Source organism: Microcoleus sp. bin48.metabat.b7b8b9.023, assembly GCF_013299185.1.
In the GTDB taxonomy this organism is placed as follows: Bacteria; Cyanobacteriota; Cyanobacteriia; order Cyanobacteriales; family Microcoleaceae; genus Microcoleus.
In genome coordinates, this window is the sequence record NZ_JAAFKG010000057.1 from 37542 (window position 1) to 49722 (window position 12181).

At 45.2% G+C, this 12181-nt stretch carries 14 protein-coding genes; 8 read left to right on the forward strand and 6 right to left on the reverse strand.

Translation table 11 applies throughout. From position 1 onward, the window contains the following. Window positions 1-11: 11 nt before the first annotated feature. On the forward strand, window positions 12-464 hold the full coding sequence (locus QZW82_RS25845) for a hypothetical protein (RefSeq protein WP_293154948.1): 453 nt from the start codon (window positions 12-14) through the stop codon (window positions 462-464). 19 nt (window positions 465-483) lie between these two features. Then, window positions 484-1398 (forward strand): pentapeptide repeat-containing protein, encoded by a 915-nt coding sequence (locus QZW82_RS25850; RefSeq protein WP_293154951.1) that lies wholly within the window; start codon window positions 484-486, stop codon window positions 1396-1398. Window positions 1399-1493: 95 nt separating this feature from the next. On the opposite strand, the gene QZW82_RS25855 is transcribed toward QZW82_RS25850, so the two are convergent. Continuing rightward, window positions 1494-2132: a type I restriction enzyme HsdR N-terminal domain-containing protein gene (locus tag QZW82_RS25855; RefSeq protein ID WP_293154954.1), complete on the reverse strand. Its 639-nt coding sequence runs from the start codon at window positions 2130-2132 to the stop codon at window positions 1494-1496. Between the two features lie 21 nt (window positions 2133-2153). After that, on the reverse strand, window positions 2154-3062 hold the full coding sequence (locus QZW82_RS25860; protein ID WP_293154957.1) for a LysR family transcriptional regulator: 909 nt from the start codon (window positions 3060-3062) through the stop codon (window positions 2154-2156). Between the two features lie 104 nt (window positions 3063-3166). On the opposite strand from QZW82_RS25860, the gene QZW82_RS25865 reads away from it, so the two are divergent. The 4 genes from QZW82_RS25865 (at window position 3167) to QZW82_RS25880 (ending at window position 7734) form a co-directional block, all read left to right on the forward strand. After that, a complete protein-coding gene (locus QZW82_RS25865) occupies window positions 3167-3847 on the forward strand; it encodes a type 1 glutamine amidotransferase domain-containing protein (protein WP_293154960.1) in 681 nt (226 codons plus the stop codon). A gap of 561 nt (window positions 3848-4408) precedes the next feature. Next, window positions 4409-5776, forward strand: a complete 1368-nt coding sequence (locus QZW82_RS25870; protein WP_293154963.1) for a P-loop NTPase fold protein — start codon at window positions 4409-4411, stop codon at window positions 5774-5776. Between the two features lie 275 nt (window positions 5777-6051). Further along, a complete protein-coding gene (locus tag QZW82_RS25875) occupies window positions 6052-7173 on the forward strand; it encodes a shikimate dehydrogenase (RefSeq protein ID WP_293154966.1) in 1122 nt (373 codons plus the stop codon). A 129-nt stretch (window positions 7174-7302) separates the two neighbouring features. Continuing rightward, entirely contained in the window at window positions 7303-7734 is a 432-nt protein-coding gene (locus QZW82_RS25880; protein WP_293154969.1) for a hypothetical protein, read from the forward strand. Here QZW82_RS25880 and QZW82_RS25885 read toward each other — a convergent pair. The 4 genes from QZW82_RS25885 to QZW82_RS25900 form a co-directional block, all read right to left on the reverse strand. Beyond that, the gene (locus QZW82_RS25885) at window positions 7712-7864 is read right to left on the reverse strand and encodes a hypothetical protein (protein WP_293154971.1); all 153 of its coding nucleotides are present in this window, start codon (window positions 7862-7864) and stop codon (window positions 7712-7714) included. The two genes, QZW82_RS25880 and QZW82_RS25885, sit on opposite strands and share 23 nt — an antisense overlap. 349 nt (window positions 7865-8213) lie before the next feature. Beyond that, complete coding sequence (locus tag QZW82_RS25890) at window positions 8214-8501, reverse strand: YggT family protein (protein ID WP_293154974.1); 288 nt, start codon at window positions 8499-8501, stop codon at window positions 8214-8216. A gap of 351 nt (window positions 8502-8852) precedes the next feature. After that, a complete protein-coding gene (locus QZW82_RS25895) occupies window positions 8853-9176 on the reverse strand; it encodes a hypothetical protein (protein WP_293154977.1) in 324 nt (107 codons plus the stop codon). Between the two features lie 150 nt (window positions 9177-9326). After that, a complete protein-coding gene (locus QZW82_RS25900) occupies window positions 9327-9695 on the reverse strand; it encodes a YkgJ family cysteine cluster protein (RefSeq protein WP_293154980.1) in 369 nt (122 codons plus the stop codon). Window positions 9696-10268: 573 nt separating this feature from the next. Here QZW82_RS25900 and QZW82_RS25905 point away from each other — a divergent pair. Continuing rightward, window positions 10269-10922, forward strand: a complete 654-nt coding sequence (locus tag QZW82_RS25905) for a Uma2 family endonuclease (RefSeq protein WP_293154982.1) — start codon at window positions 10269-10271, stop codon at window positions 10920-10922. A 514-nt stretch (window positions 10923-11436) separates the two neighbouring features. After that, window positions 11437-11577, forward strand: coding sequence for a photosystem II reaction center protein Ycf12 (locus QZW82_RS25910; protein ID WP_293154990.1), 141 nt, complete (start codon window positions 11437-11439; stop codon window positions 11575-11577). Window positions 11578-12181 lie beyond the last annotated feature (604 nt).

The following is a 12181-nucleotide window of genomic DNA, read 5'->3' on the forward strand; positions in this document are numbered from 1 at the left end:
ATTTAGTTAAAATGAATCCAAAGGGCGATAACGAGCAATCAAATCCACTGAGAAAACTCAGAACTCTCCCTACAACCTCAGAGGCTCAATTAATTCAAAATCGAGAGACTTGGCTACCGCGTGGAGAAGCTCTAGCAGTAGATAAAGCTCAGGAAGTGATAAATGACCTTTATAGGGAGGGAGCAGAGTACGGTGATGGAAGTTGTGCTTTCATGGTGATGAAGGAACAATTTGAAGGAGGCGCGGGGAATCCACCGCAGTCGCTAAAAGATAGCACTCTCCATGCTGGAAAGTGCCAGCAGTATATTAAAGGACTTCGGAGGCATTTAGACAAGTTGCCCTCTGAAGCAAAGCAAAAGATTGAGCAGGAAATTGTCAAGATGGAAGAGGCGCTAAAATGGGCTGATGATTACCGCAACAGCGATGAACCGGAGATTCCCAGATGGGCAAAACCTTGGAAATAACAATTGGGGAAATAAAGTAATGCTTAAATTAAACAGCAAGCGTAGTCGTTATATAGGAATGGATTGGCAAAGCAAGCTGCATCCATTTGCGATCGCACCTAATGATTCTCTAATCTGTTGCGATTTAAGAGGTTGTATCTTTGATAAACTAGATTTATCGGGATGTGAGTTTTTTGGTTGTCGCTTGAATGGAACATCTTTTCAAGGAGCAAATTTATATGAAACAAAATTTATTGGCTGTTTTTCTGATGAAGCCGATCGCCCAACGGATTTTAGAAATGCGATCGGCACAAATCTATCAGTAGAATTTTCTCACATAAACTTCCTATCAGAAGAACATCAGCCAAATTTTTCCAATAGTTTTTGGGACGATGGTTTAATCTTGGGAGACTTTTTCCAAGATGATATGAAATGGCCTTCGGAAGTGGCAAAGGCTGCTGCTGATACACTTTCAGAACGCAATGATGTTAGATATAATGCTACTGTAAAAATGGGAGAATTAGATAATCCTGTTGTTGCTCCTCTACTGGGTTGCTTGCTTGCCGATCGGGAATGGGATGTAAGGGCGATCGCTCTGGAAGTATTAGGCAAGCTACGACATCAGAAATTTTGGTACGGTGACGAAGTATTATTAGAGTGGATGTTTTTGTGTTTGGGAGACAGGCATTCGATCGTGCGGCAGACAGCGATTGAACTTGTAGAAACTATTTCACCGCCCGATCGCGTTTTGCTGACTTCTATTAATAGAATGGTCGTAGGTGCTTCTGATGAGGAGCGACTGGCTGGTTTGCTGGCGGCTATTGAACTTTGTCAACTTGATGATGATTATGTCAATTTATGCGATCGACAAGTAATTGATTCTCTACTTTTAGATGGAGGATCGGAAATCCGCAGCGAATCCTCGCGACTGTTTGAGATTATACGCGATCGATGAATCAACAGCCGAATCCGGTCTATCAATTTTAGATTTGATAGAACTGATTTGACATCTTTTAGCGATCGCCCACAGCAATCAATCCAAAACAAAACTTAGGCAGTAGCGATACCTTGTCCTAAATGCTTCAAAACTTGAAAAGCCGATCGCAATTCACTTCGTACAGTATAAATCGAAAATGCCCGCGATAACCCGTATTCGGGTGTAGGTTGAGCCATCAGTTTCACAAATAACACATCATCGCCATTCGTCAACATCCCAAATCTCGGTTTATCTAAATCAGGATTTGCCATCATGTATGCTAATGCTTGGGGTAATGCCGATCGCGTGGAAATCCTAGTCTTCTTGCACTCCAAAACCATTACCCAAAGCTGCTGAAGCAAAATCAAGATATCAATTCGTCCGCGCATCGTTTCTTCCCCATCATCAATGACAATTTCGATAGCAGCTTCAGCTTTCATCCTGAAAGGTGGATCGTAGAATCCCGCCAATTCCAACAAAGGTGATGCTACCAGCAATGTCACTGCCCCTTCTAATAATTCTCCATCGGCTCTATGATATAGTAATCTACGTCGTAGCGTGTCTAAAGCAGTCTGTTCAGAATCGCTGAGACTTGGCAATTCGGATTGCCATTCTGTAAAAAAAGCCTCATCCTCAGTTCGGCTCAAATTCAACTTTGATTCAGCCTCAGCCAGACTTTTAATAGCTTCTGTAACTGCAATAACTTTTGCCATTCGTTGTCGCTTAAATTTTATTCATTGAAACTGATATAATTCTAACATCCGTTTGATTTTTGGCAACTGTCTTTCCGATTTCCGAAAAGCCAGCCAAATCCGATTGGCAACAGCTTGTGCAGGTTTAAGGACGAGTGTCAAGCGATTTTCTGTTACCGAATTTGCACACAAGTAATCGGGAAGGACGCTAAAACCAAATCCGCATTCCACGGCTTGTCTAATTGCTCTTAAATCGGGGATAATTAATTTAGGTTGAACGTCGATTCTTTTGCCAAATACGACGCGCCAAAATCGGCGGGCGATGGGCAATTCTTCACTATAAGCAATCCAATCTTGGGTTAACAGCCATTGAGATAGTGGGTTTAAATCTGCTTGACTGATTCCTTCTGCGATCGGAATCGCAGTATTTGGTGGCCCGACTAGCCAGAAGTTCTCCTCGAATAGCAATTCATATTCGATATCGGATAAGGTGATTTTTTGGGTAGCAATTACGATGTCTAGCTTTCCGGCTTTCAGTTGTTGGATTAACTCCGATGTTAGTCCAAATTGTATCGTGTAAAAAGTGCGTGAAGCGAAGCTATCCCGTAGGGAATCGTCCTGGGGTAACTTATCCAGAATTTGCTCGGTGAAAAATTCTTGTGGTGTACCGATTCTGATGGTTTGCGGAGTTTCGGCGGTGGAGTTTTTGTGGGGAATTGATTCGAGTTTCTCGATCGCACCTACAACTTGAGTATACAGTCTTTTTCCCGCATCCGTCGGCACCATCCGTCTCGGAGTCCTTTGAAACAACAGATTTCCCAAAGCTGACTCTAGGGCTGCGAGGTGTTGGCTGACAGCAGGTTGGGTGAGGTGGAGAACTTGGGCTGCGCCGGATACAGTGCCCGCGCGGTAAACCTCGATAAAGCTGCGATACCACTCAAAGCTGATCATAAATATATTTATAGTTACACGCAACTTTTATAATTTGTATTTTAGATGAATTCGACCTAGGATAAAAACAACAGGCACAAAGACACCCACAAAAGACATAAATTATGACTAGCCAAAAAGTTCTGATTGTTTTGACCAGCCACGATACACTGGGCGATACTGGTAAAGAAACTGGTTTCTATCTCCCAGAAGTAACCCATCCCTTGGACGCATTTAATCGCGCTGGATTAACGGTAGATTTTGTGAGTCCTCAAGGCGGGAAGGCTCCGATGGTTGGGATTGATTTGGAAGACCCCCTAAATAAGGCTTTTTTAGACGATTCGGAACAAGTTTCGCGAGTCGAAAATACGCTCAATCCCGCACAAATTGACCCCGCAGAATACGGCGCTATTTTCTATGCTGGCGGACACGGGACGATGTGGGATTTCGCTGATAACGATCGACTGGCCCAGATTGCTGCTGCTATTTATGAAGCAGGTGGCGTTGTCGGTGCTGTCTGTCACGGGCCTGCGGCGTTAGTCAATATTAAGCTGTCTGACGGTACATACCTGGTTGCTGACAAGACTGTGGCCGCTTTTACTAATGAAGAGGAAGCGGCTGTGGGATTGACTGACATAGTGCCGTTTTTGTTGGAGTCAAAATTAATCGAACGCGGGGCGAATTTTACCAAGGTTCCTAATTTTCAAGTCTGTGTTGTGGCGAGCGAGAGACTCGTCACAGGTCAAAATCCCGCTTCCGCAGGAGGTGTAGGCGAACGAATGGTAGAATTGATTAATGCAAAATAGCACTTTGAATTCTGGTGAATCGGTACAGCCAATAGTTTCGGCAAATTAATCTTGCTCGGTGAGAAATCAGTTACGGGATTTGCTGATGCAATTAAATTTGAGGTTGGAGATTCCCGCCAATCTTCACTAGATAATCGATCGGGGCGAGTGCAAGTGCTCGCCCTTTCTACATTCGGTTAACCCTACTCAAATACCCAATTTTACTGGAGAACATTACCGCCCACTGTTCGTCTTTGATTTTAGCAGACAAATTCGCGATCGCCTGTGTCAGATGCTGTTCGGCAAATCCTCGGCAATCAATCTGTTAGTGGTGATGACTTGAGTCCTCGGATTTTGGAGAGAACTCAAGTCCTCACGCTCGATCCAATCAAGTTATTACTGACTTTTGTTCATTCCGTGACTGCAAAAAATAGGTGGGATTTCTAATTGCGGATTCCGATATACATTTAGATATTGACAAACAAGTAAAACATTAAAAAAAACTAGGAATTTGTGCGGATTGGTCAAATTGCTCAATGAAGAAGCTCTTAGGGCATAATATTATAAAACAGAGAACAGGGTATGGAACTAAATTTACAGAAATTTTATACGGCCTGCAATCCCAGCTACACCCTGGCAGTAGCAAATCAAGAAGACCGACAATACTATATCGATTTTTCGTCAGTGCGGGGCGGCACAATCGTAGAACAATTGGAGCGCACCATCAGCCGTCTCTCGCCCGATGTACCTACCTGTCAATTATTTACCGGTCACATCGGCTCGGGGAAATCCACAGAATTGCTGCGGCTGCAAGCTCAATTGCAGGAGCAAGGTTTTCATGTGGTTTATTTTGAGTCGAGTAAAGATTTAGACATGGCTGATGTCGATATCACTGACATTTTGTTGAGCGTGGCGCGTCAGGTGAGCGAAAGCATTGAGAAAATGAAAATCAAGCTGCAACCGACGGGTTTTAAAGCTTTGCTCAAGGGAGTTGCTGATGTTTTTCAAACTCAAATAGATCTGAAAGCGGGAGCTTCTGTCCCCGGTTTGGGTGAGGTAAATGCTAGCACGGATGGAGAGTTTTCTTTGTCTTTGGGTATTGGCAAAATTACTGCTAAGGCGAAAGATGCTCCGAATTTGCGATCGGAGTTACGGCAATATTTGGAGCCGCGGACTAATGTAATTTTAGATGCGCTCAATAAGGAGTTGCTGGAACCGGCTAATCAAGAACTCAAGCGCCAAGGTAAACAGGGACTTGTGGTAATTATCGACAATCTCGATCGCATACACCTGTGCGCGAAACCAACGGGGCGGATGCAGCCGGAATATCTGTTTGTCGATCGCGGAGAGCAGTTGGCAAGACTAAACTGTCATGTCGTGTATACAATTCCTTTGGTGCTGATTTTCTCTAACGACTTAGGTCAGCTTAGCAATCGCTTCGGGGTAGATCCAAAGGTTTTGCCGATGGTGCCGGTGCAATTGAATGACGCTTCTGAGTGTGCAGAGGGTGTCGAATTGCTGCGACAGATGGTTCTGGCGCGGGCTTTTCCGACGGTGGAGGCGTCGCAGCGCTATGCTTTGGTTGGCAAAATTTTCGATTCTGCCGAAACTCTCGATCGCCTCTGTCGAGTTAGCGGGGGTCACGTTCGCAATTTGTTACAACTACTCTATAGCTGTCTGCAAAAACAAGACCCTCCTGTGTCGCGGGAAACTTTGGAAAATGTGATTGTCCAACGCCGTCACCAGCTTACTTTGGCGATCGAACCTGATGAGTGGCAATTACTCCGCCAAGTAGCTGCTACCAAAACAGTGAATGGTGAAACTAAATACCAAATTTTGCTCCGCAGTCTTTGGGTATTTGAGTACCGTTACGGCGAGGATTACTGGTTTGATGTCAATCCGATTTTGGCTGACGCGAAGGAGTTTCGGGATACAGAAAAATGCGGCTAAATAACTTTTATTCGTAAAAGATTAAAGACGCCCAATTAACTAGGTTTGTAGTGAGGACTTTAGTCCGCATAAATGAGCGGACTAAAGTCCTCACTACAAACCATTTTACCTGCACACAAGTCCATAGTTTTATGTAACTGAGTTGAATAATAATTTTAAATATCTGCCCAAAAAAAGCTGTACAATAAATTTACAAAAATTAGTTTTATTCTTCCTTCTTCTTCCTTCTTCCTTCTTCCTTCTTCCTTCTTCCTTCTTCCTTCTTCCTTCAAACTATGATTAAAGGCACTACTAAACTGCTCGGAGTAATTGGTTATCCGATCGCACATTCTCTGTCGCCGGCGATGCACAATGCTGCCATTTCTCACTTGGGTGTCGATTTTGTTTACCTGCCGTTTCCGGTAAAACCAGAGGATTTAAAGGCTGCGCTGGCAGGATTTGCTGCGATCGACCTTCGGGGATTTAGCATCACGATTCCTCACAAACAGGCAATCTTACCGCTGCTGGCCGAGGTTTCTCCGATCGCCCGGGCGATCGGCGCAGTCAACACCGTCTACCGCACTGACAAAGGTTGGTGCGGCACAAATACCGACGTAGAAGGCTTTCTCGCGCCGCTGCGAACCCCCCCCTACCAAAAGCCAAATTTACCCCCCCCAACCCCCCCTTGCCAAGGGGGGGAGCAAGAGGGAACTTTGGAATCATGTCCCCCCCCTTACCAAGGGGGGGCTAGGGGGGGTTCCGAGGAATCATGTCCCCCCCCTTACCAAGGGGGGGCTAGGGGAGGTTCCGAGGAATCATGTCCCCCCCCTTACCAAGGGGGGGCTAGGGGAGGTTCCGAGGAATCATGTCCCCCCCCTTACCAAGGGGGGGCTAGGGGGGCTTCCGATTGGAGTCAGAAAGTAGCGGTAATTTTGGGGAATGGCGGGGCGGCGAGGGCTGTTGTGGCTGGATGCGCTCAATTGGGATTTGCAGAGATTCACGTTGTCGGCCGCAGCGCCCCCAATTTAGCGGAATTTCAGCAGAGTTGGGTTAATTCTCCGATGCCGGTGCAGAATTTGCAGGTGCATAGTTGGGATAATTTGTCAATGTTGATTTCGCAGGCGGATTTGCTGGTGAATACAACTCCTGTAGGAATGCACCCGCACGGGGAAAAGTCGCCGGTTGCTGCTGCTGCGCTCGATCGAATTTCCGCAGGTGCGATCGTTTACGATCTCATTTACACCCCGAATCCTACTCAGTTTCTCAAAGATGCACAGCTTCGCGGGGCAATACCGATTGACGGACTAGAAATGCTAGTTCAACAAGGAGCCGCCGCCTTGAAAATTTGGCTGGATACAGAATCTGTCCCTGTGGATGTGATGCGCCAAGCCCTGCGCCAACATTTAGGCTTAGGCTAATGCCGTTTCCCTACAGCAATGCAGTCTCCTCCGGGAGGCGGACACGGCAGTGCTGTTTCCCCGAGGAGGTTAAGAATTTGACCTTGAATTCGCGCTAAGCTGAGTAAAATATACTTACGCTGCAATTTTATGAAATTTCGAGCTATCGGTCTTCTTTTTGCCACTTGCGCGATCGCAATTTTGAGTTTGGTAATCACTCCACCAGCTTGGGCTCTCACGCCAATTAAACTTTCCGATCTTTCTTATCGCGAATGTCCGGCAGAAATGGCAGAAGGCACAGTTACCAGCGGTAGCTCTATGGAAGCTAATTGCTTTTTGATTACTGGGAAAGCTGAAAATACGAGCGGCAAACCTGTCGTTAATGCTGATATTTTTGGTCGCATTTATGATGCAGATGAAAATCCAGTGATGCAAAACCGGACTCGCTTAGGTTCTATCGAAGAAGTTCCTCCTGGAATTAGCGATTTTCAGCTCAGAATTTCGGTTGCAGCCAATCAACGAACACCTTTGCAGCTCAAGCAGTTTAAAGCTACAGGTTTTACTGGCGTCGTTCGCCGTTAGTCAAACGATTTAAACAGTTGACAGTTGACAGTTGACAGTTGACAGTTGACAGTTGACAGTTGACAGTTGACAGTTGACAGTTGACAGCGAAGCGATCAGAACCGAGATTTAAACTCCGTTCCGATCGCAATCTGCCTTGATGAGTAAGGGCTTCAAACCCCTGCTATTCAGTGAGATTCTATGTTTGATATCGTGTCCGATGGATTAACCGCAATTAGATAGGTTCGTAGTGCGGACTTAAGTCCGCCACCGGAAAGCGGACGGACTTAAGTCCGTACTACGAACCGTTTTTTATGGTAATCAACCGGACATGATATGAGGTGATTGAATTGCTTTCAATTTCTCAACTCTCATCTACGAAGAACTCCCCGGTAAAAAACTGGGGAGTTCGTGTAAAAATCTCCAATCTCAAATTTTAGTGACGGGCAATATCTGCCAGCGGTTGAGACTAGATGCTTGAAAAAAATCAGCTTTTCTCACTAAAAAGCGGTTTGCAAGCTGCCCAAAAGACCGATTAGAAATTGCGATCCAAACTGAAGTAAAAAAAACGCAATCATTGGAGAAAAGTCAATCCCTCCTAAGGGGGGAATAATTGAGCGGAAGAGATTTAGATAAGGATCTGTTAACTGACTCAAAATCGAAAACGGGGGATCGTACCAATTGATGTTAGGGAACCAGCTTAGCAGTACCCTAATAATCATCAGGGCTATATAGATTTGCAGAAATGTCGCTAGCGTGTTTGCCAAAAGGCCTATGGAATAACTCATAAATTTTGGTTCTCGTTTGAGTAAAGTTTGCCAGAAATAATTGGTTGAAAGCCTCTTCGTTTTAGGGAGAAATTAAAAGAAGACGATTCATTACTCCAATCCTCGGACTTCCAGGTAGAGGTTGCCCTCAACTGTCAACTGTCAACTGTCAACTGAATGAAAGACACTTTAACTTTGAGTTTAGCATAGCTGCGGGAGAGGGAAGGCACAGAGGGTAGAGGCAGAGCAATTTTGTGGTTCGTTTTTCCTTTTGCCTTGGTTTTTAATGGGAAAGTTGAACAGAGAAATGTGCGACAGTTGGTCGATCGCCCGCATTCTACTCCCGGAGTGCTCTAAAATCTTCAATCTTATTCAGGAGTCTTGGGCGATCGAACCTTCGCTGTTGTGGGCTGTCGCGTTACCGTTGACATCGCCGAGTTGCAGTCGCACGTCATCAATTGCTTGATTTAGCTGGGCAATTTTATCTTCCAAACTCAGCCTTGCTACTTCCATCCCTTCGGCTTCGAGTTGGCTGGCTTTCCTCTGGCGCATCTTTCTGATCTTGGCATCGGAAGGATCGCTCAGCAAAGCTTCAGCAGCGCGCCTGGATAGCACCGCACCCAAAACAGCCCCCACCAAGCCCCCAACTGCGGCTCCCGCAATAAATCCGCCTGTAAAACCCTCTCGATTGCTCATGACTCAACTCATCTGCGCGATATTTCCTTGATTTGTCTATTTTGACACTCTCTGGAGCGATCGACCTGGAGAGCATTTTAGATTTTAGATTTTAGGTTTTAGATTGAAAAATGCTTCGGAAGCACAAAGCTCACAGGGGCATCAAGTCCGTTAATTGTCGGGTAAGGTGATAATTCCAACTTCAGAGTTGAAGCGAATCATCTCCAAAGATCGATCGCCATACATATCTTCAATGTGCTCCAAACAGCAGTCGATCGCAAAATCGTTCAACTCAGCAGGCTCAATTCCGTACATATCCTGAAACACTTCCTCGTCTACCCGACAAAACTGCGGGCGATCGGCATAAATTCCGCATTCCCTCGTTTCTTTGTCAAAGTTTATACACCAACCGTCATCTCCCACTAAGCTCAAGTAGAGCGCCAATTGCTCTGTAGATAAATACTCGTCTAGGTCAGGGCGCTCTGTTGGTTCTAGGTAACAACAAGCACCGCACTGCTTTACGCAACGCCAAGTAGCCATAATTAGATTTTAGATTTTAGATTTTAGATTTTAGATTTGGAGCATCATCTCGAAAATGCCCAACTTTAAGAGATTAAAGCCTTTTAAGTATACCAAGTGCCAGCGCCACAGGAGGAGTTCGTCAAAAGACGCTTCGATTTTTGATTGCGAACACTCTCCGGGAAAGGCATCAAGCCCTTGTTCCTGTAGGGATAACCGTTTTATGCTCCTTTGTGGCTGTGAGTGTTAGTATAGCCTTAACTAACATTTGTGCAAGTATTGGCAGTAAAGTTTAATTAGCATTCGCTCTCAACGCAATGAGAAGATAGACAGTAAATGCACAACTTGCACTACTGCCCATGTCAGACTCTGAAGAGAAAATCATCTCACTGCGAATTTTTATATCTGAATTGCTAAGGAACGAATTTAAAGCCGCTTGTGCAAGGCAAGGAAAAAACATGAGCCAGGTTGTCACGGACTTTGCAAGGGACTACGTAGCGAAATACGGAGCCATCCCTAGCCCCGATCGCACCGAAACCAAACCCCCGTCTGCAACTCAGACCAGGCGGGGTAAGAAAACAGAGGAATAACACCATGATCCAAGCCCAAACAATCCGCAAAACAGTCACTTTTGACGAGTTCGCAGCCTGGTATCCAGAGAACTCTGTCCGCCGCTACGAACTACACAATGGAGCAATTATCGAAATGCCTCTAGGAACTGGCCGCCATTCGGGTGTTACAGGTTTTATCAGCTTAAAAGTAGGAGTTGAAATTGACCGACGCGAATTACCCTACTCCATCCCCGGTGACTGCTTGCTTAAACCCACTCGCGATGAGGCTGGTTATCAGCCCGATGTAATTGTCCTAGATCGAGCATCTCTGGCAAACGAACCTCGTTGGGAAAGAGAGTCCATCATCACGATGGGTTCTTCGGTGCGGCTGGCTGTGGAAGTCGTCAGCACGAACTGGCAAGATGATTACCATTTCAAATTTGCTGATTACGAGGAAATGGGTATCCCTGAATACTGGATTGTGGACTACCTCGGTTTAGGCGGCCGCAAGTTCATTGGCAATCCCAAGCAACCCACCCTTTCGGTTTGCCAGTTGGTAGATGGGGAGTACGAGGTAAAGCAGTTTCGGGGCGATGACAGAGTTGAATCGCTGGCTTTCCCAGAATTGAGGTTGACTGCTGAGTCGATTTTTCGGGCTGGTTTGCCTCCAAGCAGGCCGATCGATCTACCAGGCTAATTTACGATCGCCCAAAGTGAGGGTTTGTTAGCCGAATTTGCGATCGCCCGCAGGTCGATCGTTCTTTACATTTTGTTGACTTTTGTAAACTTCATTAAAAAATAGGGTCGATCGCCCGGTAAAATCAGAAACGGATTTTCTTATCGCTCTAGACTTACCAACAGATTGGGTTTAAAGCCCCGTCCTTCTAGGACGGCTTTATGCTATAATGTAATTGGTTGAAATACCCGCCTAAGATTGCAGCGATATATACTCATTTTGAGTTGAAACCGAGACCGATCTAGCACAGGGAAAGACTGAAGGGCAATGGTTAAAATCCAACCTGGAAGCAAAATTAAAAGTATTGTTAATGTTTCCCAAACAAAACGATACATATAGTCGGGATAGGGCATTGCCACGACTTAAAACGAACATGGAGACTAAGTAAAACTATTTCGGTAGTATTGGTCAATGAAGTGTTAAGAATCCCCGCGCTTTTAAGCCGGAGAGTATGTCAATACAGTCAGGAGGACACATGGACTTTATAACGGATCTTTTTAACGGTGGCGGCCCTGTAAACTTGCAGCTCATTATTCAAGTAGCTTTGCTTGCAGCAGTCGTACTTTCTGGCCCGATCGTAATTTTTCTGTTGGCAGCTAAAGGCGGCGACCTGTAATTATACCACCGCTGGCGATCGATTGTTGGGAGTTTTGGATAATTTAAAATTCCAAATTCCCACAGTATCGATCGCCAGTCAAGTCAATTTTAGATTTTAGATTTTAGATTTTAGATTGATATCATGTCCGGTCGATTACCATAAAAAACCGTTTGTAGTGCGGACTTAAGTCCGCAACAAGCGAGCGGACTTAAGTCCGCACTACGAACCAATTTTATAGTGCGTCGATCGACCGGACACGATATGACTTGCAGCGCAGTAAATCTGCGACGTTGAATTTTGATATCAAATTGTGGATTCGAGCCTAACCTTTGTGTTGGGGCTGGTACCTGTTTTTGGGCGAATTTTCCCTAATTTTCACCGAGAAACGAGACGGAAGCCTCTGGCTTTTAGACATGAGGAGGAAGTCGGTAGCGGTTTCAACCGCCTTCAATATTTTTTTTGTATTGGTTGTTTTACAGTCATATTTCAATCTTCAATCAAGAATACTATGCTAATATAAACCAAGGAGGGAAACAGAATGTATGGATGCCAGCAAAATCTAATTAGTCCAGACAAAGACTTAAAAGCAGTCTGAGAATTCTTGTGTAGTGAAGCCTCAAAG

Excerpts from the sequence above, each read along its gene's own strand:
- QZW82_RS25850 (WP_293154951.1), top strand. The coding sequence starts at position 484 with ATGCTTAAATTAAACAGCAAGCGTAGTCGTTATATAGGAATGGATTGG.
- QZW82_RS25890 (WP_293154974.1), bottom strand. The coding sequence starts at position 8,501 with ATGAGTTATTCCATAGGCCTTTTGGCAAACACGCTAGCGACATTTCTG.
- QZW82_RS25875 (WP_293154966.1), top strand. The coding sequence starts at position 6,052 with ATGATTAAAGGCACTACTAAACTGCTCGGAGTAATTGGTTATCCGATC.
- QZW82_RS25855 (WP_293154954.1), bottom strand. The coding sequence starts at position 2,132 with ATGGCAAAAGTTATTGCAGTTACAGAAGCTATTAAAAGTCTGGCTGAG.
- QZW82_RS25870 (WP_293154963.1), top strand. The coding sequence starts at position 4,409 with ATGGAACTAAATTTACAGAAATTTTATACGGCCTGCAATCCCAGCTAC.
- QZW82_RS25905 (WP_293154982.1), top strand. The coding sequence starts at position 10,269 with ATGATCCAAGCCCAAACAATCCGCAAAACAGTCACTTTTGACGAGTTC.
- QZW82_RS25860 (WP_293154957.1), bottom strand. The coding sequence starts at position 3,062 with ATGATCAGCTTTGAGTGGTATCGCAGCTTTATCGAGGTTTACCGCGCG.
- QZW82_RS25900 (WP_293154980.1), bottom strand. The coding sequence starts at position 9,695 with ATGGCTACTTGGCGTTGCGTAAAGCAGTGCGGTGCTTGTTGTTACCTA.
- QZW82_RS25910 (WP_293154990.1), top strand. The coding sequence starts at position 11,437 with ATGGACTTTATAACGGATCTTTTTAACGGTGGCGGCCCTGTAAACTTG.
- QZW82_RS25880 (WP_293154969.1), top strand. The coding sequence starts at position 7,303 with ATGAAATTTCGAGCTATCGGTCTTCTTTTTGCCACTTGCGCGATCGCA.
- QZW82_RS25845 (WP_293154948.1), top strand. The coding sequence starts at position 12 with ATGAATCCAAAGGGCGATAACGAGCAATCAAATCCACTGAGAAAACTC.
- QZW82_RS25865 (WP_293154960.1), top strand. The coding sequence starts at position 3,167 with ATGACTAGCCAAAAAGTTCTGATTGTTTTGACCAGCCACGATACACTG.
- QZW82_RS25895 (WP_293154977.1), bottom strand. The coding sequence starts at position 9,176 with ATGAGCAATCGAGAGGGTTTTACAGGCGGATTTATTGCGGGAGCCGCA.